Source organism: Halobacillus locisalis (assembly GCF_013694105.1).
GTDB classification, from domain to species: Bacteria; Bacillota; Bacilli; order Bacillales; family Halobacillaceae; genus Halobacillus; species Halobacillus locisalis.
Window position 1 is genome coordinate 426,239 of record NZ_JACEFG010000002.1, and the last position, 24,130, is coordinate 450,368.

The window sequence follows — 24,130 nt, forward strand, 5'->3', positions numbered from 1 at the left end:
GAAAAATAACGAACATCAAGACAGACATCCACATACTCGTTTTAAAGGAGGAGTTTCGTGTGAGTCAAAATGTCACACAAAAATTAATTAAAGACCACTTAGTAGAAGGGGAAATGACTCCAGGTTCTGAAATTGGGTTGAAGATTGATCAAACCTTAACTCAAGATGCGACAGGGACAATGGTGATGCTTGAGCTGGAGGCGATGGGGATTGATCGAGCGAAGACGGAAGCCTCGGCTCAGTATGTAGACCATAACTTAATCCAGGAAGACAGCAAAAACCCGGACGATCATCTATTTCTTGAGAGCGCTGCCAAACGGTTCGGGCTTCATTTCAGCCGCCCTGGTAACGGGGTAAGTCACCCTGTGCACATGCAACGGCTGGCGAAACCAGGTAAAACATTACTCGGATCTGATAGCCATACATGTGCAAATGGTTGTATGGGGATGCTCGCGATGGGTGCTGGCGGAATCGATGTAGCCATGGCGATTGCCGGTGAACCTTTTTATGTGAAAATGCCGAAAGTGTGGGGCGTTAAAGTAACCGGAAAACTACCAGACTGGGTCAGTGCGAAGGATGCCATTTTGGAGATGCTGAGACGTCATGGCGTCAAAGGCGGCGTCAATCACGTCTTTGAATATTACGGACCAGGGTTAGAGAACTTAACAGCCATGGACCGCCACGTTATTGCAAACATGGGGGCGGAACTTGGAGCAACGGGAACCGTCTTTCCATCCGACGATGAGACGAAACGTTTTCTTAAGCTGGAAGGTAGAGAGGAAGACTGGATTGAATTGAAAGCGGATGAAGGAGCTACTTATGATGTACATGATGAACTTGATTTATCTACCATAGGCCCGATGGTCGCGAAGCCATCCAGTCCTGGGAATGTCGTATCTGTTGAAGAAGTTGAAGGAGAATCGATTTATCAGTCGTACATCGGATCTTCGGCAAACCCAGGGTACCGTGATTTTGCGATCGCTTCTAAGATTGTAGAAGGGAAGCATATTGCGGACGGGGTATCCTTTGACTTGAACCCTACATCCAGACAGATGCTGATCGACCTTTCTAAAGAAGGACATATCGCGAACTTCATGCAAGCAGGCGGTCGGCTTCACCAAGCGGGATGTAATGGCTGTATCGGTATGGGGCAGGCACCGGCAACGGGGCGGAACAGCCTTAGGACAACACCGCGAAACTTCCCTGGACGTTCTGGTACAAAAGAGGATAGTGTCTTCTTGTGTAGTCCGGAAACAGCGGCAGTGAGTGCGTTGCACGGAAAAATCATGGACCCTAGAAAAGCCGGGTTCGACTTCCCGCAAGTGAACGACCTTGAGCAACCGACAGTGGACACTCGATTGTTAGACGAACCACTTCCGTTTGAAGAAGCGAAGGACGTACAATTAGTGAAAGGACCGAACGTTGCCTCCATTCCTGAAATGGATGAGCTTCCAGATGAGTTGGAGGTACCGATTCTTCTGAAAATGGGAGACGATATTTCAACCGATGAAATCCTAGCTGGTGGCGCACGAGTTCTTCCTTATCGAAGTAACTTACCAGAAATCAGTAAGTTCACGTTCGAGATTGTAGACGATACGTATTATGACAGAGCGATGGATATTCGCGATCAAGGCGGTCATACCATTGTAGCAGGTGCGAACTATGGGCAAGGATCAAGTCGTGAGCATGCGGCCTTGGCTCCGAAATATCTCGGTATGCGTGTAGCGATTGTAAAAGACTTCGCCCGCATTCACTGGCAGAACCTTGCGAACTTCGGTGTGCTTCCGCTTACGTTTACGAATGACTCGGACTTGGATGAATTAGAACAAGGGGATGTGCTTGTATTTAAGGACCTACGAAATAAAATCAAGCAATCCAACCAGGTGGAAGCAGAAGTAAAAGGCAAAAATAAGACGCTAACGCTCGAACATGCGATGTCAGAGCGACAAATTGAAATCATGCAAATGGGTGGACTGATCAACTGGGTCAAAAACCGTTTGAACGCATAACAAAAAGGCTGCGATGTCGCAGCCTTTTTTGTTTGTGCTTACCTTTTTGTATTTAATGGTGTTAAGTCTGCTTCGATTTCCTCTCGTTTATCCTCAAGGAAAGGAGGCAGAGCAAGTGTTTCTCCTAAATGGTCAAGGTCCTCGTCTGTTGCGAATCCTGGACCATCTGTAGCGAGCTCAAATAAGATGTGATTAGACTCCCTGAAGTATAGCGATTTGAAATAGTAGCGATCGACTAGTCCTGAATTCGGGAATCCGGCTTCTTGTATTTTCTCTTGCCATTGTTTGAGCTCATCTTCATTTTCTACGCGGAAAGCAACGTGGTGAACACTCCCTCGACCTGGTTTTTCTCTTGGAGCCTCGGGCAGCTCTTCGACGTGTACTTCAGCTCCCGTTCCACCTTCTCCGGAAGAGAATACGTTGTATTGTTCGTAGCTTCCGATTTCTTCAAAACCAAGGATATTGGTGAGCACGTTCCGTGTTCCAGCAAGTTCTTGAACTGTTAGATAGACTGGACCAAGTCCGGTTATTCCTTTATCTTGTGGAACAGTTGATTCTGACCAGGGCTGACCTGGTGCAACACCCCTGTTGTTTTCGTCGGAAACGAGCATCAATCGCTGGTCTTCATGGTCACGGAAAGCTAATGTTTTTCTCCCCATGCGTTCTTGAATCGGGTCTTGATCGACACCATGCTCTTCAAGACGTTTTTTCCAGTAATCAAGTGCTGCATCGTCTTTCACACGCAATGAAGTCGTGGAAATACTCTGTGAGCCAGGGTAAGTATGCCCGGCATGATCAATTTCAAAAAAGGTTAAATCTGTTCCGGGATTCCCTTCGGCATCGGCATAAAATAGATGGTACATAGACGGAGCGTCTTGGTTGACGGTTTTCTTAACTAAACGCATTCCTAATAAATTTGTATAAAAGTCATAATTTTTCTTCGCATTTGCAGTAATGGCAGATACGTGGTGAATTCCTTTAATCATCATAAAACACATACCCCCTCGATATTTATCTCGATTTCAAGATAATTATACGTAGTAGCTGAAATTTTGTCAAATAGTTAGAATTCAAGATATATATCCCTTCTTCTCAAAGGGGAAAATATACGTATCCAACGACTTGGAGTAATACGTCATGGGCTTCGATTCAAATACCGAAGCAGGGAGGAAGTCCGTTAATTGGTTGATATAGACTTCAGATTCTGCTTTCTGGAGGGACCAGTTTCTGTGATAAATCGGTCCCTTATAAATGGAGGAGCCGCGGATCACCCACAAGGCATAGCGTTCTGTAAGCCAGTAAAGAAGCGATCCGGGTTGGGATGGTACAGGAGGGGATATGGTTTTGAAGCTTGCATGAAAGTGAGCAGGAGCATAACCTGAGTGTGTTCGGCGACTCGTAAAATGAAAGATTTCGTCTGTTTGGTCCATTCTCATGTTAGCATGAACATATGGAAGGCCGAAAACCGTTCGTGCCAAAAAAATACCCAATGGATGATTAGCATCCAGGGTGACGAAATAGACACCAGGTTCTCCGTTGTAAGAGACATATGTTCTTACATTCAGCTCAAGTAGCTGGTTTCCGAGCGGTACACTTGGCATGCCTCTAAACCGGATATCGTTCATACGAAAAGGAACAATCGCAATCCAAGCGGTTCCGTCGTATGTATCAATCTCGAAGGTTTCGGGAATATGTGGTCTCAGTAAATCCACTGAAACAGGCCAATGCATAAAAACTAACTCTTCCCATGTCTGGTGCATAATCCAGGATTTTGTTTTCATATAGCGACACCTCTCTTTTAGAGTGGTTTACCCTATATGGGAGAAAACATTCCAAGAAAGAGGTTATTCTAGTTAAGCTTTTTTCTTTTCAAAAGTCTCCTCTTGTTCTCGGTCACTAATTTCTTGTTCAAGCAGCCTGATGAATTCATGGTCTAACTCTAATTCACGCGCTCTATGAAGAGAAAGGATGAGGAGTTGGTAGTTTAAGTTGCTTACAATCACCAGGAATGCCCCCTTTTATTTCGAAAACTCTGTCGAAGCCGTAGCTACACCTATAATGTTGTTATTCGAGTCATAAAGAGGTTGAGCAAACACGTCATAATAAATCAAACCATCGGATAGTGGAAACGAAATGGTTTCTCGAATCGTATTATTCTCTTCAATGACTCTTTTTTTAATGTCCATCATAGCTAATGTTCCGGGGTTTTGATCCAGCTCATCATCGCGCTTCCCAATGATTGGACTCATCTTGAAGTCTGGGTGTGGGTTGAAGACCCACGTGTATCGTAATTCAAGATCGCAATGAGCGACGACAATCGGTGAATTGGATAAGGCTGTCTCAAAAGGTTCGCTCAAGTGATCAGCGAAAAAGAGCGAAGGGTTGATGTTAAGAAACGAAGCTATTTGAGAGGCGACGGCCATACTTGGGTTTCTTGTTCCATTCTCTATTTGGGCATAATAGGCTCGGTCAATATGAGCACCATGCGCGATTTGTTGTTGGGTATATTGTTGTTCTTTGCGTATTTTAATAAGCCATCTTCTCATTGTGTTCACATCCTACTCTATTGTACCTTACATACTAATAAATTCGTCCTAGGTATAAAAAATCCTTTGTGGCACTTTGCAACATACAGTAATTATTAAATGGTAAAATAAATACTTGTGTAATCTTGATTAATTATTTTTTTGAAATAACGTTATACGCTGTGGTGAAGGGATTCCTGACAAGGTGAGTCTAGCAAAAACCACATCAAAAACCTAATGTCTAGAAATGGCCGGAACCTGATTCGTTCGTAGGATGTTCGAGGGGATTTCTAGAAGATTATTAAAGGAATGGAAGGGGGACTCATGGTGGCATGGGAAATTTTAAATATATTAGCTGTCGGTGCTTTCGCTTTTAGTGGGGCTATTGTCGCGTTAAATGAACGATATGATATATTCGGCACATTTATTCTTGGTATTGCAACGCCATTTGCAGGTGGAGTCATTCGAAACATCGCACTCGATGTCCCGGTTGTGCACGTTTGGGAACAGGGGTATCTGCTTTATGTAGCTTTTGGAACCATCGCGATCGTTTATTTCTTTCCGAAGAGCTGGGTGATGTCATGGGATCGTTGGAATATTTACTTAGATGCCATCGGTTTATCTGCGTTTGCTCTCCAGGGGGCATCGTTTGCCATTGAAAATGATTTCCCGCTCGGAGGGGTCATCTTCGCGAGCATCCTGACAGGTGTAGGTGGAGGTGTCACGCGTGACGTACTTGCCCAGCGAAGACCCATGGTCCTCCACCAAGAGATTTATGCTGTATGGGCGCTGTTAGTAGGGCTGGTCATAGGCATTGGATTGTTCAGTATTGATAACGCGATTCAAATGTATATATTATTTATATTGATCATTGCCTGCCGAGTGCTTTCTTATCATTTAGGATGGCACTTGAGATTCAGGGATATGTATCGAATATAAAAAAAAGAGACCGAACCATTTTAATAAATGGTGGTCTCTTTTATTTTTGTCTTGGAAATTATAAAATTCGCACCCTGTGGATAGGCATATCTAATCAGCCACGTCCGGCTCCAGCGCCCAGCCCCTCGCGCACGTAAAACCCACCCTGCGGAAGGAAAAACCACATTCCTCCGGGGGGGATGCTTATGCGTGTCGGAGCTCCCGGGGCGCTTGCGCCTTTGTTCAGTAGCGGAATAAATCACCTGACAAGTATCGCTCTCCCGTATCAGGTGCAATACAGACAACGACTTCCCCGGGCTGTTTGCGCTCGGCTACTTGCATGGCTGCCCAGCAAGCGGCGCCGCAAGATGTTCCTAACAGTAAGCCTTCTTCTCTAGCTAAACGACGGGTGATGTCGTAAGCGTCTTCGTCCGTCACTTGAAAAATTTCATCATAGACTTCTTGGTTCAGAATATCAGGAATGAATCCTGGGCTCGTTCCCACAAGTTTATGCTTTCCAGGCTTTCCTCCAGATAAAACAGGTGATCCGGCCGGTTCTGCCACATGTACCGTCACATCTTTGAAATGTTTCTTCAGTTCTTCCCCAGTTCCGGTCACCGTGCCCCCTGTACCCGCTGTTGCGACAAAAGCAGATAGAGATTTTCCGATTTCGTCCATGGCTTCAATGATTTCCGTGGCTGTTGTATAGCGGTGGGAATCAGGGTTTGCCATGTTCTCAAATTGCATAGGCATGAAGCCCCCATCAATTTCTTCTACCAGTTCCTTGGCTTTAGCAATTGCTCCAGGCATCTTTTGATCGCCTGGAGTGAGCACGATCTCTGCACCGTAAGCCTTCAGCAAGTTGATTCGTTCTTGAGTCATGGTATCCGGCATGACAAGAACCGCGCGATATCCTCTAGCGGCAGCGTTCATAGCAATCCCGATACCCGTATTTCCGCTCGTGGGCTCAATGATGGTGGAGCCTTCTTTCAAGTGTCCGTCTTTCTCTGCTTGGAGCATCATATTATAGGCAGCGCGGTCTTTGACGCTTCCGCTTGGATTGTACTTCTCAAGTTTCATATATATGTCGGCCCCACCTTCAGGGGCGAGGCTGTTGAGCTTTACGAGAGGAGTATCTCCGATGAGGTCCGCAATATTGTTAACAACGCGCATGGTGTCACTTCCTTTTTCAGTTATGATTACCTGTATTTTATCATACCATTCTTTGGTGCTTCACTTGTGGCGCTTACGTGCTGGGATATGAAAAAACGCTATCCCTTCGTAGTAGGATAACGTTTTATCTGAGGAATTGTTCTTCGACGACTTTTTGTGCGAATTGGAACGAGTTTTTCGGTACCGAAACCTTGAATGCGAGTTGATTGGCATTCAGGTTGAAGCGGTCGACGCGCACATTAAAGTTGTTGGCTGTTTCCATTTGGGTGACGGCAACATAAATGTTCTCTTCATTCGGGTTTACAACGACCCACTCAGGAAATTTATAATTATCTTTCACGAATTCCAGCACTTTTTTGTTCGGAAGAGGTAGTTTGCCAAGGGATATGCTGTCTTGTTCTAAAATGATATCCCCGTTTTCCTGTACGACTGGATTCAACTCGACTTTTATCGGGATTTCTTGATCGAATGCTCTGATGTTACCAGTTAGGGCAACGTTACGATCTAAAGAAATCGAGTAGTTGAATACGGTTTGGGTTGAAAGTTCGCTCAAATATTCATTCGTCAATTGTTCCAAGTTTTCCTTCGTTGATACAATGGTGAATTCTGCATCAGATGTCGTTTTCTTCTGATCGATACTTACAAAAGAATAGGAACTCGGTAAAAAGACTAGAGAGAGTAACCAAGCTATGATGCCGATATTGATCAGCGCGAGAATCCAAAACGATGTCCGCCATTTATTTTTGAAAAGAAGTTGTTTCATTTACACATTCCGCCCTATCGTTCGATATCTTCTTTTATATATTCTAACACGCGTTCGGCGATTCGTTTATACCCTCTCTCATTTGGATGGAAATAATCCTCTTCCCAAAGCAGGTTCTCACTTGAATTTTCGAACAAATCTTTAATCGGAATGAAGGTTGTTCGATTGGACTCTTCGACGACTTGTCGACTTATGTCATTCCAGTCGTTCATGATTTGACCGAGCTCTGGGATGTTATTGAAGTAAGCGTTGAAAGGGTTGTATAATCCTACTAAATAGATAGACGCATCAGGGTTGGTTTCATTGACCGTCCGGAGGATTTCACCTAGTCGTTCCTCGTATCCTTCCTGCGCTTCTACAAATGCTTGGTAATTCAAATTTGTGAAATTATCTTGAACAACTTCCATCACGTCATTGGCACCTATGGTGATGATGGCAATATCCGATTGTTCAATCGAGTTTGTGATTTCTTCTTCATTGTTGAGGCGCTTCAGCAACTGATCCGTACGGTTCCCTCGTTTCCCGAAATTATCAATCTCAACATCTCCTGCATTCGGGTTGCTGTCAAAGGTTTGATCCAAAATCCCGACATACCCGCCTTTGTCCGTTGCGTCCCCGACGCCTTGTGTAAGGGAGTCACCGAGAGCTGTAATGTGCAAGTCTTCTCTTATGAATAGATCTTTGGCACTCTCGATCACACTGGTGAATACATCTCGTATCCCTTCTCGGAACGTGGGCTCTTCGGTTTCTGCAGGATCTTCAAGTTCTTCATCGGGTGGCTCTTCCTCGATCGGTTCTTTAAGGATTTCTTGTTCTTCTGTTTCTTGTGTTTCTTCTTCCGTTTCCGTAGGTGGCTGGACTGTTGCTTCCTCTGGTGAATAGACGAAAGCAGCCACAATAAAGAATCCGATTGTTATACTTAATGCGATAGATGCAATCCATCTCCATATTTTCATAGGGGTCACCCCTGTTTATCGTAGTTCTGTTTGATAACATTATATGATGATTATACAGAATGAGAAATCAAAACGGGTTACCGATTATTATCTCACCTTCCTGATATAGACATACGTGAATGGTTCAGGTAAGTTGAGGGTATCCGTAATTTTCCTGAAAAAGCTTAAATATTGTAGGTAAAAAGCATGAGAATGTTAGAAAAGGAGGGACGAGTTATGGAGCAATCGATTGCCATATCGGTTAGGGAGCTGATGACGTACGTGTATCGTGGCGGTGATATCGATAACCGCTTCCGGACCAATACAACATTAACAGAAGGAACTGCCATTCACCAGGAAGTTCAGAAAACGTATAAAGAAGCGGATGAGAAAGAAGTGGCATTAGAGCATTCCTTTACACGTGATCATATACATATTCACCTTCAGGGGCGTTGTGATGGCTTGCTACAGACCGAAGATGGACCGGTCATCGATGAAATCAAATCGACCGCTCGCGAACTAGAAGAATTGACTGAAGACAGCGACCCCGTCTACTGGGCTCAGGCGATGGGATATGCTTTCATATATACAGAGAAAGAGGGTTTGGATCACGTTCGTGTACAGCTGACCTATGTTCAGAAACAAACGAAAGAAAAGAAACATTTCCTCAAGGTTATAACAAAAAGCGAGCTCACCGACTTTATGGAAGCATGTATCGAGAAATACCTTTCCTATGCACGGATCCTGTTGCATATCCGGGAGCAAAAGCAGCAATCCATTCCAGATCTATCGTTTCCATTTCCGAAGTATCGTGATGGGCAAAGGCCGTTAGCGGGAAGCGTATATCGGACGATCGAAGAAAAGAGAGACTTGTTCGCCCAAGCGCCGACAGGTATCGGAAAGACGATCTCTACCTTATTTCCAGCCATTAAAGCGATGGATCTCAAGAATATGGAGAAAATCTATTATCTGACGGCTAAGACCGTGACAAGGGCTACAGCAGAAGAGGCCTTACAGTTGATGTCTGAGAATGGATTGACGCTCAGGTCTGTCACGCTTACGGCAAAAGACAAGATATGTTTTCAGGAAGAAACCATCTGCCAACCGGACTATTGTGAGTTCGCAGACGGGTATTATGATCGAATCAACGGAGCCCTGGTCGACATTCTCATGAATGAAACACAAATGACTCGCCCTGTTATTGAATCTTATGCTAGAAAGCACAAAGTTTGTCCGTTTGAGTTTTCCTTGGATTTAACGAATGAATCCGATGTCGTTATAGGGGATTACAATTATATTTATGACCCCAGAGTAGCACTAAAACGTTTGTTGCCGGACCAAAAGAAGAAAACGACACTGCTTGTTGATGAATCTCATAACTTAGTAGAACGAGCGAGGGAGATGTATTCAGCACGTTTGCCAAAGCGGGAATTCTTGGTGCTCAGTGAAGATTGGGAATATGAGAATGACAAGCTGGCGAAAGCAGCAGACGCGATTTATAAGGACTTAGAGCGTATACAGGGGGGCAGGACAGAACCCTTCTTGATCGAGGAGCTACAAGGTCAATGGGAAGAAGCACTCGAGCGTTTTATTGAACAAGCGGAAAGGCAGTTGAAAGACGAGCCTGTCGATCAGCAGTCCGAACACTTGTTGGATACGTATTTCACGACCCAAAATTTTCTCAAAATCTTGCAGCTCGTCGATGAACATTACCAAGTGCTCGGAACAGTGGATGATGGAGACTTCGCTATAAAATTGTTTTGTATCGACCCTTCCCATGTTTTAAGTGAAACGACGAAAGGCTTTCGATCGAGTATCTTCTTCTCGGCTACATTGTCACCTTTCGGTTATTACAAAGACATGCTGGGTGGGAAGAAAGATGACTACATTTTGCAGTTGCCATCTCCATATGACTCATCTCAAATTGATTTAGCCATCGCGCCCTTATCGACAAGGTATAAAAGTCGCGAGCAGACGGCACCGAGACTGGCCGCCCTGCTTTATGAACAAGTGAAGCGGGGAGAGGGGAATCACTTGTTCTTCTTTCCTTCCTACCATTATATGCATCTCGTGTATCAGCATTTTCGAATGTATGAGGATGTTGAAGTAGCCGTTCAAGAACAAGGCATGGATGAAGAGCGCAGAGAGGACTTTCTTGCTCAGTTTGTACCTGGAGGATCACTCATCGGCTTTGCTGTGCTCGGGGGTGTCTTCTCAGAGGGAGTCGACTTGCGAGGGGACCGGCTGAACGGAGTGGCTGTAGTTGGTATCGGACTTGCACCTCGGAGTTTTGAGAGGGAGTTGATCAAAGACTACTTCCAGCAGAAAGGGCGCAACGGGTATGATTATGCGTACGTGTATCCAGGAATGAACAAGGTGTTGCAGGCGGGTGGGCGGTTGATCCGTTCGGAATCTGATTACGGATCGATTCAATTGATTGATGATCGTTTCCTGTCGCCGAAATATGTGTCGCTTCTGCCGGAAGACTGGGGAAATTATCGAATCGTAAAAGAATAGCATTTCCCGGGAAATTTTATCGGTGTTTCTGTCGATTTTCAGAACAAAGTTCGAGCTCTGCTGATGAAAGGAGTGCTATTTCGGACAGTCTGACGGGCTATTCGGACGAGAGGTTCGGTATTTCGGACATTTGCCCGGCCTATTCGGACAAGGGGTATATTATTTCGGACATCCGCTCACAATTCGGACATCTGCCCGACTTTTTCGGACAGAAGAAACGCTATTTCGGACACCCACTTTCGTAAAGGGCACAATCAGCTCTAAAGCTGATCTGCTTAGGGCAATAAAACGCGGTCTCAGTAAAGAGACCGCGTTTTTTGAGCATTATAATCGTTCCAATACATGGTCGCAAAAATCTCTGACATGGTGACGGTTCTTCTCAGATATGCCGTACACATCAAAGATGACACGATCTATTTCTTCGTGAAGTTCTTCAGTTGGATAATCCCGATTCTGGCACTTCCCTTCAACCAGCTTACGGGAAAATTCACTGATGATTGATTTCTGTTCAGGTGAAGGGGTAACGAACGGGATTTTCTTAATATAGCCGGATGTTACCATATTGGTGCGGTTCAATACTTTGCGGAGCATATATTTCACGAGTCGACTATTTAAAAAGCCTAAGAAATAATATAAGTCCTCTTGATTATCTGGGAATAAATTTGCATTAACGCCGAATAAGCTACCCTCGGGTAGATAGGAAGCAGAGAATTTCACACCCATAGAAGAGCATGTGATCCCCTCTTTAAAGAAATAGGATGGGTTCCTTACAGTGAAGGTTTTGTGTGCTTTGCTTTGTTGCTCCCAATCTTTATGAATGTAGAATTTCGGTTGATAATACCAGGCATCCTTAGCACCACCATTTTTGTAAAAAGGAATCCAACCGTCTGTTTCGCTCGCTTCATTTGCTTTTCTCAGGAAATGTCCGTCATTCCCTGTAGATAACCCTGTTTTAATTGGTACAACTTGTTCAAGTGGTGTGTACGCAGTTTGAAACAAAGATAGGATTTCACTTGGAACGTTGACGGTGAGGTTGAAGTTCGGAAGTTTCAAAAAGGCTTCCTGTGGTAAATATTGGACACGTTCTTCTGGTGGATTCGTATATTGCTGGTAGTTGAGACGGTCGACTAACCTTACGTGATGGGAATGATCAACCGGTTTCTTCTTCTTCAAAGTAAGGATGGCTGTTCGAACATCCGCTTTACCATGATGGAACAATCGCCTTGGAGCTAAAATGATTTCTTGAATTTCTGTATGGGTTAATAAATATTCTCTGAATCGTTTATAATAAACATTCGTTAAGAATGAATCTTGAACGATCATCGAGAGGATTCCATTTTCTCTTAGTACTTGGATTCCTTTATAGATGAACAGGGAGTACATGTTATGTACGCCAATGTCCTTGAATTCCTCTTCTAATACCTGTTTGTTATGATTAAAATACGTACTCTGCCGCTTCGACTTATAGGGCGGATTACCTATTATCGCATCAAATTGTTCCTCATCGTCGACCTTCAAGAAATCTTGGTAGGAAAATTGAATACCTTCAGAAGGCTGTGGGGTATTGGGATCAACGTCATAGGCGTGCAACTGGGAAGGAGTCATGCCAGCATGGATTAATGATTGAATAAAGATACCGTCACCTGTTGAGGGATCTAATAGTTGGGGGCGATCATGGGCATTCAAGTGGTCGAGCACGGTTTCAACCATATAGTGGACCGTCTCTTGTGGGGTGCTGTATTGGCCCATCGCGCGTTGTTGTGATAACATCCAAATCTCTCCAGTATTTTTGTGTATACTTTATTATAAAAATAGGAAAAAGTCACTACTTATGTACTGTTAAATGTTAAATTTTTCTTTAAAACGTAAATAAAAAGAACTAAAGGAGTCTGATTTTTATGCCATGGGTGAAACCAATAAAACAAAAAGAAATGAAAGAGTATAGTAATGGGGAGGCTGTAGGGGTGTTTGATCGATTGCTCGCGAACGACCCAGATACCTATCAATCATTTTTGCCATTGCAAAAGGCCGTTAAACGAACGGATCTCTCAGAAGACTTAAGAGAAGCGATTATCACATTTGTATCAATGAAGAACGGTTGTAAATTTTGTACAAAAAGTCATTCCGAAATACTCGCAACGTATGTGGATGAGCCGGATTTACTCGGTTGGCTGAAGGAGTATGAGCGTTCGGATATGAACGATGTTTGGAAGGCTGTACTAACTTATGCTGATCATCTAGTATCTAAGCCTGTCAAAGTGACGAAAGAAGATATTGTTCGGTTGAAAGACACGGGTTTTGATGAAAAGGGCATTGTAGAAATAAATCAAACAATTGCTTATACCTCCTATACCAATCAACTGTCGATGGGGTTAGGTTTATAAGTGAGTAGCCACCTTCTGTTGTAGAGGGTGGTTTTTAGTGTTAACAATAAAATAAATAGGTTGACATTTAGTGGGCGGTTCCCGTAATTTAATAGATAAGAGATTGAATTTACGGGAGGGGTTTTTGATATGCAAGCGTCACGTTGGTCAGCTTATGATATTACGGTTGGTGCTTTATTTGTAGCCTTAATGGCTGTTGGTGCGAACATTGCGTCGGTTGCACCATTCTTATCTGTATTAGGTGTTCCGCTCACGTTACAAACTTTTTTCGCTATTTTAGCTGGTATTGTTCTGGGTAGCCGTCTAGGTATGTTCTCCATGATTGTTTATACCGTGTTGGGTTTGATTGGTGCTCCTATCTTTTCGCAATTTTCAGGGGGGCTTGGTACCATCTTCTCTCCGACATTCGGATTTATACTTTCTTACATAGTGCTCGCGTTTGTAGTCGGAAAAATCGCTGAAACAAAACGCAGTCCCTCCTTATATGTTGCGGCTTCGTTAGTCGGGGTTGCGCTCAACTATTTGATCGGTGTGAATTTGTTTTATGCCGCAATGAACTTTTGGGTAGGGGGAGATGGAATCAACTATGTGATCGCCTGGTCAAGTATGATTCCATTTTTACTGAAAGATATCACCCTAGCTGTCGTAGCAGGCTTGTTTGCTTACCGGTTAGAGCGGTCATTCTTGCACCGAACGCCTCTTAGACAAGCGAAAGTTTCCTGACCATTTCTTTTCGCTAGTCCTTCTGAACCTTGGTACAATAAAGGTATTAAAAAAGGAGGGGCAGAAGTGAAACGGATCTATTGGTTGTTACTCGTAGTATTCATCGTGGCTTGTTCAAGTGAAAATGTGGAAGAAACTGGCGATAAGTTTCAGAGTATAGTTGCGGAATTGCGTGCACCTTGGGATATCGAACATAGTGAGTCCACCTTCTACATTTCGGAACGGGCAGGGTCGATCGTTTCATGGCAAGAAGGCGAGGGGAAAGAAAGGCTTCCCGTGCAAACAGACCGTGATATCCTGCAGCGAGGTGAAGGTGGTCTGCTAGGGTTGCGTCTGCACCCTGACTTTGCAACCAATGCTCGTGCTTTTGCTTACCATACGTATGAAGAGAATGGTGCCATTCAAAACAGGGTCATTGTACTAGAGAAGCAATCAGATACATGGAAAGAAGTAGACGTAATCCTAGAAGGGATTCCGGGAGCGCGCTTTCATAACGGGGGCCGTCTTGAGGTCGGTCCGGACGAGAAACTTTACGTAACAACTGGAGACGCTCTACAGGAAAGTATAGCTCAAGACCGTGGTCAGTTGGCTGGAAAAATATTAAGAATGAATCTTGATGGCAGTGTCCCGGCAGATAATCCTTCTGAAGGATCACATGTGTACTCCTATGGCCACCGAAACCCTCAAGGAATTGCGTGGTCCGATTCAGGGGAGATGTTCGCTTCCGAGCATGGTCCAGATGCGCACGATGAAATCAATCAAATCAAGGCTGGGGAGAACTATGGCTGGCCTGATGCAGTAGGAGAAAATCACGGGGACTCTGTAATGGCTCCGATTTTTCAAACGGGAGATAATACGTGGGCTCCTTCTGGGATTGTCGTTCATGATGACCGGTTGTTCATCGCTACATTGAGGGGAACAGCGCTCAGGACTCTTTTGTTCAGTGGAGAAGATCCGCAAGTTGTGACCAATTCGTATGGTAGAATTCGTGATGTAGAGAAGATTGATGATGAAGTGTATTTTATAACGAATAATACAGATGGGCGAGGCAACCCTGCTGACGGGGATGACAAGCTTGTCCGGTTTTCTCCATAAGAAAAAGCAGGCCGAGTGCCTGCTTTTTTACTGTGGTTATGGGTTTAGCTCTGTTATGAAGTGGGGTCTTCTGAGATGGCTTTTCCATGAACGAACACCATGATGGCAAAAACAACAAATGCAATTAATAGAACCGTTCCTCCGACAATGAAGAATACGGTGTTGAATGCGCGCATGCCTTCAATCGGTTGTGTATAGTAGAGCCACATTCCAACGGTCAGACCGAATACTCCGATAAAGGAACTCCATACGTGAACGATTGAGAGTTTAGAGTCCTTAGGAATAGAGAAAACGCGATAATAAATGCCGAATGCGAATAATGATAACCACCCGACCACGAGGATGTGTGCGTGGATGGCACTTAATTGAAGGCCTCCACCACCAGCCATATGTGATCCCATGAAAGCCCCGATCAAGGCATAAATGGCAGCTACCCGAACGAAAAAACGTGTACGATCCAAAAGTACGACCTCCTATGTATCCTTTTCTTCTACCCATTATATCGGAATCGCTTCGGAATGAACATCAATGGCGCGTAAATGTCGCAAAACGTTCACCCTCATTTGGATTGTTTCGTTCACTAGGTTATCATGAAGGAAAAAGGAGTGATTTGATGGAACAACGATTGCAACAACTATCTACTTATTTACAAGAACAAAACATAGATGTGGCGTTTATCAATTCGCCAGAGAACTTCTTCTACCTCACTGGTTTTCATACGGATCCTCACGAGCGCCTCTTAGGTCTTTTAGTCTTCCCGAATGCAGATCCCATTGCTGTTTTGCCGGGCATGGAGAAGGGCCAGCTCATTGAAACTGGTTGGACCTACGACGTAATCGGGTACGCCGACCATGAAGATCCATGGGCTCTTATGAAGGAGCGGGGTGTAAAGGAAGCACAGACGGTCGGTTTAGAAAAACAAGTGCTCTCATACGGGCGCAGCCAATCCTTCTTCAGCCTGTTTGGTGAAGTGGACGTGAAGGATGTAGAAGGCCAGCTGAATGAGATGCGTGTCGTGAAAGACGTCGAAGAGATCGCGATCATGCGGGAAGCGGCTGAGCTGGCCGATTTCGGTGTGAAAGTCGGTACCGAAGCACTTCGTGAAGGGGTTACGGAAATGGAAGTGCTCGCAACCATTGAATACGAACTGAAGAAAAAAGGCGTTGCGGCGATGTCCTTCTCGACCATGGTCTTATTTGGAGAGAAGTCTGGACAACCCCATGGTAACCCTGGAGATCGTACGTTGAAGCCGGGCGACTTCGTCTTGTTTGATCTTGGAGTCGTGTGGAAAGGGTACACGTCAGATATCACGCGTACGTTTGCCTTCCAATCTGTTTCAGACGAACAACGTAAAATTTATGAGAAAGTAAAAGAGGCTTTAGAAGCTTCTCTCGCAATCAGTAAGCCGGGTACTCGAATCGGAGACTTGGACCAAACCGCTCGTGACGTTATTACGGACGGTGGATACGGAGAATTGTTCCCGCACCGTATCGGTCACGGCCTTGGCATAAACGTCCATGAATTCCCTTCTATGAGTCACTTGAATGACGGCGTTTTAAAAGAAGGAATGACGTACACGATTGAGCCTGGTATTTATGATCCAGCTATTGGTGGCGTGCGTCTTGAAGACGATGTACTTGTCACGAAAGATGGATATGAAACCTTAACGAAGACACCGAAAGAGCTTCGTATTATCGAATAGGTCTGAATAGATGAAGAAAGCCGCCCTGTAGGGGGCGGCTTTTTTTGTGTTTGGGATGATGATTGTTCCCGAACGTCGCGTGATTGTCCTCTAACTGTTGGGTATTGTTCCCTAACCGCGCGAGATTGTTCCCTAACGCCAGACAATTGTTCCCTATCTCAATTAGATTGTTCCCTAACTCAAATTAACAATGTAAACCCGATCCTTCGTATTGCCGTAGAACTCCGGACAAGCCTCTTTCAAAAGCCTCCAAGCTACCTTCCGAGAATCTAGCAGAGCAAAGTTCATAAAATTTCTTACCGTCACTTCTCGACCAAACAACAGCGCCATTTCACGCAACAATCCATAGTGAGCATCTTGTGATTTACCTTCGCAATGTTGGCAAAACCAGTGATCACGCTTTCTCTTCAACGCAAGTTGACTACAACTAGGACAGCGTACACCGCGAATCAAATCACTCTCTAGAACCTGATACTTTTGCAGGGTATCACGCTTGTATTCGGAGTGTTCTTTCTGAATCAGATCAACGAATGCCTCCACTTGATGAGTGGTCCAGACAGGATGGGTGAACGCTTTCGATACATGAGACACCACAGAAGGGAGTCCCTTTGCACGAACGATCTTCTTTTTCAGACCATCACGATCCTCACCGGTCGTGATGTAGGAACTGTAAGGGTTTGAAAGAACTACGAGGGAGTAGATAGGGATTGGAGGGAAATCGAATCTTTGAAGCCAACGATTCAATTGGATGGACTGGTGTTCGATTTGCAAAAACGGGTCTGGGAAAACATCGTGACGATCATCAACCTGTCTAAACAACTGCCTGTGCTCCAAGTCGAATGTCAGGGCACCTTTGTAATTCTTCACTTCTAAATTCAATAAGAAATGCTGATTTGAGAGGAGAGCATCCATTTGAAAGTGCTGGATGCCATCATGAAGAGATACATTTTGAGAGAGCTTGAAGTGGGGAGGGAGGTAGGCTAGGAATTGATCCGTCATCGATTCGCCAGAAAAGCCGGCATCATACTTGAGGATCTGCTCCGTTATTTCTCCTGAACAAGGGTGATCAGGGTGAATACGTCCACCTAACGCTTCCATTTGTGCGTGTTGATTTGATTTTCTTCGATTCATTAAAACGCTCCTTTCTTATCCTCTACATCATTCGCCAAGCGCACTGGAAATCCTCTACTACGCCTCAAGACGTATATGAAAATATACCTCTAGCTCATTACGGTCATTCAGAAATCTCGGTAAGATTAAGACAAGAAATCAGCAAGGGAGGAAAAAATCGATGAAAAAGTTTTTACTGTTCATTGCAGGTCTTGTGGCGTTAACGATTCTACTAGCGAATCTCGGCCCGATGATCTTGCTAGGTGTCAGTGTCTGGTTGCTTTACGTCGTTTTTAAGCAGTTTATGAAAAGCGAATCGACAGCCGGAAAAATTGGATGGATTGTGCTCGGATTAATCATCTTGAGTGTCGCCGTGTCGAATATCTACGCGGTCATCGGCTTAGCTGCCGCTTACGGGTTGTACTTGATTTATAAAAATTGGACAAGTAAGAAGGCCGAAGATCCAGTCGTAGGTCAATCGGATGATCCATTCACAAATTTTGAAAAGCAGTGGGCTGAACTACACAAATAAGAAGAGGGAGCGATTTACTCATGGCTAACATTTTCACACGCATGAAAGACTCGATTACAGCAGACTTGCACGAGGCATTAGATCAGAAGGAACAAAAGAATCCGATTGCGATGCTTAATCAGTATTTACGAGAAAGTGAGAAAGAAACAGAAAAAGTTCGCAAGCTCGTCGAACGCCAATATCGCTTGAAAGATGAATTCACGAGAGAGTATCAAAAAGCGCTAGATATGGCGGAAAAGCGTAAACGTCAGGCTGAAATCGCCCAGCGTGCAGGCGAAGACACGATGTATGAATTCGCCGTTCAAGAACAAGAAGAATATGAAGCGCGTACCGAACGTTTGAAAGCATCACGTCTTGACGCAATCGAGCAGCTAGAAACACTGGAGCGCAAATATGAAGAAATGAAGCATAAACTGAAGGATATGCACTTGAAGCGCATGGAATTAATGGGTCGTGAAAATATCGCCCGTGCTCATCACCGCATGAATCAAGTCATTGAAGATACGTCGGACAAGCCTTATTCCAGGTTTTCTGAAATGGACCAGTACATCGAGGACTTAGAACATAAAGTGAATAGCGCCTACTATCGCAACACCTTCGATAGCAAAATGGCGAAGCTTGAGAAAGAGATGAAGGATACAGAGGAAGTTACGGTGAAATAAGAATCATGATATGATAAAGGCGCAGATCACTGCGCCTTTTACTTATCTGAGAGGGGGATGACCGGTATGTTTAAACGTTTATCGACAGACACCATCAACACTATTTTAATCATAGGGGTGATCCTCCTACTAGTTGAAGTGGTTTTCTTTGAAGGAGGGCTCGTCTTTTCGGTCCTGTTCTCTGGCTTGATGCTTTATATCGGTTGGAAAAAGTATCGCAAGCTGTGGGGGAAAGTGTTTTTCTGGATTGGGTTGCTCACTCTTGTTTTTACGATTCTCAGCATGATTGCCGTCCGCTTTTTGATTGTTGCGGTCATCTTTCTATTTGTAAGGGATTATTTCAGGTCACGCCAGGACCCTGAACGTGTGACTCCGGAGATTCTGGATGAAGAGTTGCCGCACCACCAAGAGCCGTTATTGCAACAGAAATTCTTCGGAAATCAATCGACGAAAGACCAATCCTATCAATGGAGTGACATTAATATTCACGGGGGGCTCGGGGATCGGATCATTGACTTGAGTCAGACGGTTCTGCCCCGGGATGAAGCGGTTATTTCCATCCGTCATCTTGTCGGAAATATCGTGATCTACGTGCCATATGAAGTGGAAGTTACGATTCACCATAGTGCTGTCATTGGGCGAGCGGCTATTTTTCAATATCGCAAATCGAAACTGTTCAATCAGGTCGTCAGCTACCGAACACCTGGGTATTCAACAGCTCGCCCTCGCGTCAAAATCATTACATCGCTTCTTTCTGGAGATGTAGAGGTGAAGCGCATATGAATGTGTGGCAAAGACAGGCAATGGTCGGGATCCTGACATTTCTAGGTTTTACATTCGTATTGCTCGGCTTTACGTTCATCGCCTTTCCGTTTGAACAGTGGTCAGACTTGTGGACGAGAACGGTACTTGATTTACCTTATGTGTTCCTCGTTTTCGCTTTTTCTTTGACGATGGGAGTCGTGGTGGGACTGACGCAAGGCTGGGTCTGGAAGCGATCTCTCCATTCTATTGACCATCAGCTGGATGAAATCGTCAAAGGGAATACGGTTGCGTATCAAGACAGTGATCTCCACGAAATGCAGCTCATCGAGGCAACGATGAAGAAGATTGAAGAAAAGTTCGAACAGCAAGCGTCACTCGCTCAAAAGGTAGCGACTGAAAGAGCCGAAGACCGTGAGAAGAGTTTACAGGAAGTAGTCGTTCAGGAAAGGAATCGTCTGGCGCGAGAATTGCATGACTCGGTCAGTCAGCAATTGTTTGCCGCGTCTATGATGATGTCAGCCGTCAATGATTCAGAGGAAGCCAAGACGGATTCGATGAACAAACAATTGAAGATGGTCGAAAATATGATTCATCAATCCCAACTTGAAATGCGTGCGTTACTTCTCCATTTGCGCCCCGTCGCCTTGAAGGATAAGACGCTTGCTGAGGGAGTCGAAGAGTTGCTCTATGAATTGACACAAAAAGTGCCGATGGAGATAGACTGGACAATCGAAGAGGTAGCTCTCGATAAAGGACTTGAAGACCAGTTGTTCCGGATTTTGCAAGAATCGGTATCGAACACATTACGTCATGCGAAGGCGGATTCATTAAGCGTTATGCTGCTTGAGCGTGACCATAACATCATTTTGCGTGTGGTTGATGATGGGATCGGTTTTGATGTGGAGGAAGAAAAAACGAGTTCATATGGCTTGCAGAATATGAATGAGAGAGCTATTGAAGTGGGGGGTTCCTTGAAGCTTGTCAGTTTAAAGGAGCAAGGGACGCGCTTGGAAGTCAAAGTCCCATATCGAAAAAAGGAGGAGGAGCGTCATGATTAAAGTGTTGTTCGCCGATGATCATGAAATGGTACGGATCGGGGTGTCTGCTTATTTATCAGCGCAGGCGGATATTGAAGTAATTGCAGAAGCTGATGATGGAACAGAAGCAGTAGAACTCGCCCTTGAACATCGTCCGGATATTATTTTGATGGATCTTGTGATGGTGAAGATGGATGGAATTGAAGCGACCAAGCGGATTGTCGATCAGTGGCCAGGAGCGAAGATCATCATTGTAACGAGTTTTCTCGATGATGAGAAAGTCTATCCGGCTTTAGAAGCGGGAGCCACAAGCTATATGCTGAAAACATCAAAAGCAGAAGAAATTGCTAAAGCAATCAGGGCTACATATGAGGGCCAGTCCATCCTGGAGCCGGAAGTGACCGGGAAGATTATGACGAAGATGCGTCATCCCAATGTACAAGAACTACATGAACAACTGACCACGAGAGAGATGGAGATTCTCCTTTTGATGACAGAAGGGAAGACGAACCAAGAAATATCCGATCACTTGTATATCGCCTTGAAAACGGTGAAAGTGCACGTCAGCAATATTCTAGGAAAGCTTCAAGTGCAGGACCGTACGCAAGCGGTCATCTATGCATTCAAGCACGACCTTGCCGAATAACCCCTTGCCACAAGAGATGGCTTGGGGTTTTTTGACGCCCGAGCCCCGCATCATAGGAGGATAAAAAGAATCACTGCGAGGAGTAGAATGAGGTAGAAGATGGCGAGTTTCAGGTAAATCCGCTTCACATCCATTCCCCCTTCTGTTCATAGTTAACTTAACCTATGTAAATCCCTCGTAAAAGATGACGAGGATTTTCTTATGAGTCGTACCGGTTTGATACACTTTAGATAATGAACGCTTGTTTTTTACGATTTTCGGGAATACCAAAAGCAAAGAGGTGAGGCTGATGAATTGGAGAAATCGTATCGCAACGAATGAAAGCTGGTCAGGAGATATATCGAATCTTGAGGCGAAAACAAAAGTCGCCAATCAAGTGAGTCGCTACGTGAAAGATGGGGATGTTATTGGCGTCGGTTCAGGGTCTACAGCTTTTCTCGCGTTACAAGCGATCGCTGATCGCGTAAAGCAGGAAAATCTCAACGTGATGGCCATTCCTACGTCTCAGGAAGCTTTATTGAACTGCGCGACCTTCGGTTTGAAAACGACGACGTTAGCTGCGGATCGCCCAGACTGGGGATTTGATGGCGCAGATGAAGTGGACGCACAGCACCGCTTGATTAAAGGCCGAGGAGGCGCATTATTCGCTGAAAAACTCGTAATGGCTAGCGCCGAAAAAACGTACATTTTAGTAGACGACAGTAAATTTGTCAGTCGATTAGGAGAAAAGTTTGCCGTCCCGATCGAAATCGATCCGCGAGCGGTTCATTTGGTTGAGACAAGGCTTGAGGGTTATCCTATAAGGAAGATCATGATGAGAATGGCTCAGTCGAAAGACGGTCCATTAATTACAGAAGCCGGGAACCTGATATTAGATGTTCACTTCGATCGTATTGAAGATGAATTCGAAAAAGAGCTGAGCTCGATTCCTGGCGTCATTGAGACAGGCTTATTCATTGGGTATTCCGTGGAAATTTTAACGGTCTAAGCCCAAATCACTTATATTTAATGGTATTTTGTAATACTTTTTCTATAATAGTAGTAAATCCTTCATTCAAAGGAGAATCATTATGGGACTGCCAGAGAGGATTACTTATCAAGACGACCGCTACCCGCTACTAGCCCTTGCGCCGATTGGAAAGAAGAATAAGCAAATACGATCGATCGGACACAAGTTTGAGCGAGGGTTACTGTCTAGACTTAATGATACGATTATGGAACATATCCAACAAAAAGGGTGGGATATTTCAACGATTCGTCATTATTTAAATGTATCTGGCGAGGCTGTACTTCCGGTTTCTCTTCAAAAAGAAGAAACGGTGTACCCTCATCTGTTGCGCCCGGAAATGTTTTTGTGGAAATCGCTGCCTGGCGAACATGGACTACCATTAAAAGAAACGTACCTTTATGATAAAGACTTTACGCACTTATCTGCTGAGCAACTGCATGACCATGTGGGAGAAGTGCTTCAAGACTACTTGTTTTTGGCTGATATTAGTCGACAAACCCGTGAAGCATGGCTTAAGAAAATGGCTGAAGCGTTCCATAAACATCCCTTGATTCAATTGATCCATGAAAAAAGGGAGGTCATTGATGCTGTAGAGACGATGAACCAATCTGCTCTACTTTCGGTACTGAAATATCCAGAAGATATTTCGTACTGGAGGCACCGTGTAGAGATTGTCATGCGCCCATATCGCTTTATGCCAGAAGAATGGTTAGAAGGACAAAGCGGAAGCTGCTCTCACGAAAAGGAGCTTCATTTCCATTCACAAGATCGAACGATATGTTGTTATTGTGAAATTTGTGACTTTTGCTTATATTACAATGTCGATGATGACACCGTTCGTTTCTCTGAGGACTTTGACGTAGCACGAGCTGAGAAGCGTATGGGCACAATCGAAAGACAGTTCAATGAAATTGCTGAGCAGAATACAAAGTTGCTCGAACAACTTGATCAACTTCGAGACTTGAAGAAGAAATTATCTTCTGTCAGCAAAACCTTGGATGAAAGCCTTGAAGTTGTGCAGCTAATCGAGCGTTATCAACAAGCTCCGGTCGATTTGACACAATATCCGATTTTAGATATGTACAATAAATTAAAAGATGTGAGAATCCCATCGCGTAAACCATCTCATCTCTTATGGTTAGCTGGTGTAGAGCTTGATGACATCCGAATCTTCAAGGAGCTGCCGAAGTGGTTGGAGGTCGTACCGAAACAAGTCTATCCGATGACCAGTCACCTATTAGATGAACTGAACGAAACGTTGGAAGAAGTGAAGTATGACGATGAGGACGTTATCTTGACTATTAAAGGCTATCCGCTTACCTATGCGAGAACGCAACAAATATTGGATCTCATCTATTACTATGGAACCGACTACCCTGCGCATACGCTTGTCCAAGTGTTAGCTGGAAAAGCAACGAATAAGTTGCGTACGTTGAAACTACACGAAACAAGATGGTTCGGATTGTTATCCGATTGGCCTGAAAAGAACGTGCAGAAGCTCTTCAATCAGCTGGAGAAACAAGGGTGGCTGATGAAACAGCAGAAAGGGTACTCGGTCAGTGATTATGCTGAAGAAGTAATGTGAAAGGATCATCGTCCACTCTAGGTTTGGGGTGGGCTTTTTT

Annotated in this window: 24 protein-coding genes; 14 read left to right on the forward strand and 10 right to left on the reverse strand. The window is 44.5% G+C overall.

Features of this window, described 5'->3' with window-relative positions; all coding sequences use genetic code 11:
- The first annotated feature begins 59 nt into the window (after positions 1-59).
- Positions 60-2,009 carry an aconitate hydratase gene (locus H0266_RS09355; RefSeq protein ID WP_181472135.1) on the forward strand — a complete coding sequence of 650 codons (1,950 nt, stop codon included), beginning with the start codon at positions 60-62 and terminating at the stop codon, positions 2,007-2,009.
- A 38-nt stretch (positions 2,010-2,047) separates the two neighbouring features.
- Here the strand turns inward: H0266_RS09355 and H0266_RS09360 are convergent, their stop codons facing one another.
- The 4 genes from H0266_RS09360 to H0266_RS09375 form a co-directional block, all read right to left on the reverse strand.
- Positions 2,048-2,998 carry a ring-cleaving dioxygenase gene (locus H0266_RS09360; RefSeq protein ID WP_181472136.1) on the reverse strand — a complete coding sequence of 317 codons (951 nt, stop codon included), beginning with the start codon at positions 2,996-2,998 and terminating at the stop codon, positions 2,048-2,050.
- A gap of 81 nt (positions 2,999-3,079) precedes the next feature.
- Positions 3,080-3,790 carry a YqjF family protein gene (locus H0266_RS09365; protein WP_181472137.1) on the reverse strand — a complete coding sequence of 237 codons (711 nt, stop codon included), beginning with the start codon at positions 3,788-3,790 and terminating at the stop codon, positions 3,080-3,082.
- Positions 3,791-3,862: 72 nt separating this feature from the next.
- Complete coding sequence (gene sda / locus H0266_RS09370) at positions 3,863-4,012, reverse strand: sporulation histidine kinase inhibitor Sda (RefSeq protein WP_246363850.1); 150 nt, start codon at positions 4,010-4,012, stop codon at positions 3,863-3,865.
- A gap of 15 nt (positions 4,013-4,027) precedes the next feature.
- Positions 4,028-4,555, reverse strand: coding sequence for a helix-turn-helix domain-containing protein (locus H0266_RS09375; protein WP_181472138.1), 528 nt, complete (start codon positions 4,553-4,555; stop codon positions 4,028-4,030).
- Between the two features lie 306 nt (positions 4,556-4,861).
- Between H0266_RS09375 and H0266_RS09380 the strand changes: the two genes are divergently transcribed.
- A complete protein-coding gene (locus tag H0266_RS09380) occupies positions 4,862-5,473 on the forward strand; it encodes a TRIC cation channel family protein (protein ID WP_181472139.1) in 612 nt (203 codons plus the stop codon).
- A gap of 222 nt (positions 5,474-5,695) precedes the next feature.
- Here the strand turns inward: H0266_RS09380 and cysK are convergent, their stop codons facing one another.
- From cysK to H0266_RS09395, 3 genes are all read right to left on the reverse strand, one after another.
- A complete protein-coding gene (cysK, locus tag H0266_RS09385; RefSeq protein ID WP_181472140.1) occupies positions 5,696-6,625 on the reverse strand; it encodes a cysteine synthase A in 930 nt (309 codons plus the stop codon).
- A 124-nt stretch (positions 6,626-6,749) separates the two neighbouring features.
- Positions 6,750-7,388, reverse strand: a complete 639-nt coding sequence (locus H0266_RS09390) for a YpmS family protein (protein ID WP_181472141.1) — start codon at positions 7,386-7,388, stop codon at positions 6,750-6,752.
- A 14-nt stretch (positions 7,389-7,402) separates the two neighbouring features.
- Positions 7,403-8,344: an SGNH/GDSL hydrolase family protein gene (locus H0266_RS09395; protein ID WP_181472142.1), complete on the reverse strand. Its 942-nt coding sequence runs from the start codon at positions 8,342-8,344 to the stop codon at positions 7,403-7,405.
- Between the two features lie 216 nt (positions 8,345-8,560).
- Between H0266_RS09395 and H0266_RS09400 the strand changes: the two genes are divergently transcribed.
- Positions 8,561-10,840 carry an ATP-dependent DNA helicase gene (locus tag H0266_RS09400; RefSeq protein ID WP_181472143.1) on the forward strand — a complete coding sequence of 760 codons (2,280 nt, stop codon included), beginning with the start codon at positions 8,561-8,563 and terminating at the stop codon, positions 10,838-10,840.
- A gap of 324 nt (positions 10,841-11,164) precedes the next feature.
- On the opposite strand, the gene H0266_RS09405 is transcribed toward H0266_RS09400, so the two are convergent.
- Positions 11,165-12,610, reverse strand: a complete 1,446-nt coding sequence (locus H0266_RS09405) for an Eco57I restriction-modification methylase domain-containing protein (RefSeq protein WP_181472144.1) — start codon at positions 12,608-12,610, stop codon at positions 11,165-11,167.
- 128 nt (positions 12,611-12,738) lie between these two features.
- Between H0266_RS09405 and H0266_RS09410 the strand changes: the two genes are divergently transcribed.
- From H0266_RS09410 to H0266_RS09420, 3 genes are all read left to right on the forward strand, one after another.
- Complete coding sequence (locus tag H0266_RS09410; protein ID WP_181472145.1) at positions 12,739-13,224, forward strand: carboxymuconolactone decarboxylase family protein; 486 nt, start codon at positions 12,739-12,741, stop codon at positions 13,222-13,224.
- A gap of 129 nt (positions 13,225-13,353) precedes the next feature.
- On the forward strand, positions 13,354-13,947 hold the full coding sequence (locus tag H0266_RS09415; protein WP_181472146.1) for a biotin transporter BioY: 594 nt from the start codon (positions 13,354-13,356) through the stop codon (positions 13,945-13,947).
- A 66-nt stretch (positions 13,948-14,013) separates the two neighbouring features.
- Positions 14,014-15,042, forward strand: a complete 1,029-nt coding sequence (locus H0266_RS09420) for a PQQ-dependent sugar dehydrogenase (RefSeq protein ID WP_181472147.1) — start codon at positions 14,014-14,016, stop codon at positions 15,040-15,042.
- A gap of 53 nt (positions 15,043-15,095) precedes the next feature.
- Here H0266_RS09420 and H0266_RS09425 read toward each other — a convergent pair whose 3' ends face one another.
- Positions 15,096-15,503: a hypothetical protein gene (locus H0266_RS09425; RefSeq protein ID WP_181472148.1), complete on the reverse strand. Its 408-nt coding sequence runs from the start codon at positions 15,501-15,503 to the stop codon at positions 15,096-15,098.
- A gap of 152 nt (positions 15,504-15,655) precedes the next feature.
- On the opposite strand from H0266_RS09425, the gene H0266_RS09430 reads away from it, so the two are divergent.
- A complete protein-coding gene (locus H0266_RS09430) occupies positions 15,656-16,744 on the forward strand; it encodes a M24 family metallopeptidase (protein ID WP_181472149.1) in 1,089 nt (362 codons plus the stop codon).
- 174 nt (positions 16,745-16,918) lie between these two features.
- On the opposite strand, the gene H0266_RS09435 is transcribed toward H0266_RS09430, so the two are convergent.
- Entirely contained in the window at positions 16,919-17,875 is a 957-nt protein-coding gene (locus H0266_RS09435; protein WP_181472150.1) for a nuclease-related domain-containing protein, read from the reverse strand.
- Positions 17,876-18,035: 160 nt separating this feature from the next.
- Between H0266_RS09435 and H0266_RS09440 the strand changes: the two genes are divergently transcribed.
- From H0266_RS09440 to H0266_RS09470, 7 genes are all read left to right on the forward strand, one after another.
- Complete coding sequence (locus tag H0266_RS09440) at positions 18,036-18,386, forward strand: lmo0954 family membrane protein (RefSeq protein ID WP_181472151.1); 351 nt, start codon at positions 18,036-18,038, stop codon at positions 18,384-18,386.
- Between the two features lie 20 nt (positions 18,387-18,406).
- On the forward strand, positions 18,407-19,048 hold the full coding sequence (locus tag H0266_RS09445) for a PspA/IM30 family protein (protein WP_181472152.1): 642 nt from the start codon (positions 18,407-18,409) through the stop codon (positions 19,046-19,048).
- A 66-nt stretch (positions 19,049-19,114) separates the two neighbouring features.
- A complete protein-coding gene (gene liaF / locus H0266_RS09450; protein ID WP_181472153.1) occupies positions 19,115-19,831 on the forward strand; it encodes a cell wall-active antibiotics response protein LiaF in 717 nt (238 codons plus the stop codon).
- Positions 19,828-20,871: a sensor histidine kinase gene (locus H0266_RS09455; RefSeq protein ID WP_181472154.1), complete on the forward strand. Its 1,044-nt coding sequence runs from the start codon at positions 19,828-19,830 to the stop codon at positions 20,869-20,871. The genes liaF and H0266_RS09455 overlap by 4 nt, the downstream gene beginning before the upstream one ends.
- Positions 20,864-21,496 carry a response regulator transcription factor gene (locus H0266_RS09460; protein ID WP_181472155.1) on the forward strand — a complete coding sequence of 211 codons (633 nt, stop codon included), beginning with the start codon at positions 20,864-20,866 and terminating at the stop codon, positions 21,494-21,496. The genes H0266_RS09455 and H0266_RS09460 overlap by 8 nt, the downstream gene beginning before the upstream one ends.
- Positions 21,497-21,785: 289 nt before the next feature.
- A complete protein-coding gene (gene rpiA, locus H0266_RS09465; RefSeq protein ID WP_181472156.1) occupies positions 21,786-22,484 on the forward strand; it encodes a ribose 5-phosphate isomerase A in 699 nt (232 codons plus the stop codon).
- Between the two features lie 82 nt (positions 22,485-22,566).
- Positions 22,567-24,090, forward strand: a complete 1,524-nt coding sequence (locus tag H0266_RS09470) for an RQC-minor-2 family DNA-binding protein (RefSeq protein ID WP_181472157.1) — start codon at positions 22,567-22,569, stop codon at positions 24,088-24,090.
- Positions 24,091-24,130 lie beyond the last annotated feature (40 nt).

What these genes read in the sequence shown, in the direction of transcription:
- H0266_RS09375 (WP_181472138.1), bottom strand. Translation starts at nt 4,555, where the DNA reads ATGAGAAGATGGCTTATTAAAATACGCAAAGAACAACAATATACCCAA.
- H0266_RS09440 (WP_181472151.1), top strand. Translation starts at nt 18,036, where the DNA reads ATGAAAAAGTTTTTACTGTTCATTGCAGGTCTTGTGGCGTTAACGATT.
- H0266_RS09405 (WP_181472144.1), bottom strand. Translation starts at nt 12,610, where the DNA reads ATGTTATCACAACAACGCGCGATGGGCCAATACAGCACCCCACAAGAG.
- H0266_RS09365 (WP_181472137.1), bottom strand. Translation starts at nt 3,790, where the DNA reads ATGAAAACAAAATCCTGGATTATGCACCAGACATGGGAAGAGTTAGTT.
- H0266_RS09390 (WP_181472141.1), bottom strand. Translation starts at nt 7,388, where the DNA reads ATGAAACAACTTCTTTTCAAAAATAAATGGCGGACATCGTTTTGGATT.
- H0266_RS09360 (WP_181472136.1), bottom strand. Translation starts at nt 2,998, where the DNA reads ATGATGATTAAAGGAATTCACCACGTATCTGCCATTACTGCAAATGCG.
- cysK (WP_181472140.1), bottom strand. Translation starts at nt 6,625, where the DNA reads ATGCGCGTTGTTAACAATATTGCGGACCTCATCGGAGATACTCCTCTC.
- H0266_RS09470 (WP_181472157.1), top strand. Translation starts at nt 22,567, where the DNA reads ATGGGACTGCCAGAGAGGATTACTTATCAAGACGACCGCTACCCGCTA.
- H0266_RS09410 (WP_181472145.1), top strand. Translation starts at nt 12,739, where the DNA reads ATGCCATGGGTGAAACCAATAAAACAAAAAGAAATGAAAGAGTATAGT.
- H0266_RS09415 (WP_181472146.1), top strand. Translation starts at nt 13,354, where the DNA reads ATGCAAGCGTCACGTTGGTCAGCTTATGATATTACGGTTGGTGCTTTA.
- H0266_RS09430 (WP_181472149.1), top strand. Translation starts at nt 15,656, where the DNA reads ATGGAACAACGATTGCAACAACTATCTACTTATTTACAAGAACAAAAC.
- H0266_RS09455 (WP_181472154.1), top strand. Translation starts at nt 19,828, where the DNA reads ATGAATGTGTGGCAAAGACAGGCAATGGTCGGGATCCTGACATTTCTA.
- rpiA (WP_181472156.1), top strand. Translation starts at nt 21,786, where the DNA reads ATGAATTGGAGAAATCGTATCGCAACGAATGAAAGCTGGTCAGGAGAT.
- H0266_RS09400 (WP_181472143.1), top strand. Translation starts at nt 8,561, where the DNA reads ATGGAGCAATCGATTGCCATATCGGTTAGGGAGCTGATGACGTACGTG.
- H0266_RS09460 (WP_181472155.1), top strand. Translation starts at nt 20,864, where the DNA reads ATGATTAAAGTGTTGTTCGCCGATGATCATGAAATGGTACGGATCGGG.
- liaF (WP_181472153.1), top strand. Translation starts at nt 19,115, where the DNA reads ATGTTTAAACGTTTATCGACAGACACCATCAACACTATTTTAATCATA.
- H0266_RS09445 (WP_181472152.1), top strand. Translation starts at nt 18,407, where the DNA reads ATGGCTAACATTTTCACACGCATGAAAGACTCGATTACAGCAGACTTG.
- H0266_RS09435 (WP_181472150.1), bottom strand. Translation starts at nt 17,875, where the DNA reads ATGAATCGAAGAAAATCAAATCAACACGCACAAATGGAAGCGTTAGGT.
- H0266_RS09395 (WP_181472142.1), bottom strand. Translation starts at nt 8,344, where the DNA reads ATGAAAATATGGAGATGGATTGCATCTATCGCATTAAGTATAACAATC.